This window comes from Streptosporangium sp. G11 (genome assembly GCF_051192615.1).
GTDB lineage: Bacteria > Actinomycetota > Actinomycetes > Streptosporangiales > Streptosporangiaceae > Streptosporangium.
The window spans coordinates 1-543 of sequence record NZ_JBPJUQ010000377.1 but is presented as its reverse complement, the minus strand read 5'-3'; the positions used below and the strand labels follow the sequence as shown (position 1 = coordinate 543).

Sequence of the window (543 nt, the reverse complement as noted above, 5' to 3'; positions counted from 1 at the left end):
GGTTTCTAGTGTTCGTGGTGTCCGAACGGCAACACCCCTCCACCGCACAGGAGCATGACGATGAGCACCACGCGCGCCCTTCTCGCCGGAGCGGCCCTGGCCGCCTCCCTGCTGGCCGGCGTGGCCGCGGCCCCCGCCGCCTCCGCCACCACCTCCGCCTCCACCGCCGGTTCGGCCGTGGCCACGCAGCAGGCGCAGACCTCCGGCAAGCACTTCTTCGGCCCCTACTACTCCGGGTTCGGCCGCGGCGAGGACTTCGGTCACCGCTCCTACTTCAAGGGCTACTGGACCAAGGACAACGGCCGCTACTGGTTCTACGGCGACCTGTTCGACCGTGACCGCGACCGCTCCCACAGCTACGTGTGGTTCAAGTGGCACGACCGCTTCGGCTTCCACACCAAGGTCTTCAAGACCTTCGGCCACGGCGACATCGACCACTTCGGCGGCTTCAAGAAGAGCAACGGCTTCGACGACTTCAAGATCCGCGTCTGCGAGGGCACCGACAAGTTCGACGACTGCGGCCGCTGGGGCGACGCCTTCTAA

At 66.9% G+C, this 543-nt stretch carries 1 protein-coding gene; it reads left to right on the top strand.

What is annotated here, in order from left to right; translation table 11 throughout:
* Positions 1–60: 60 nt before the first annotated feature.
* Positions 61–543, top strand: coding sequence for a hypothetical protein (locus ACSDR0_RS51115; protein WP_435296220.1), 483 nt, complete (start codon positions 61–63; stop codon positions 541–543).

Bases quoted from the DNA above. Each gene is read 5' to 3' on its own strand.
- ACSDR0_RS51115 (WP_435296220.1), top strand. From the start codon at position 61: ATGAGCACCACGCGCGCCCTTCTCGCCGGAGCGGCCCTGGCCGCCTCC.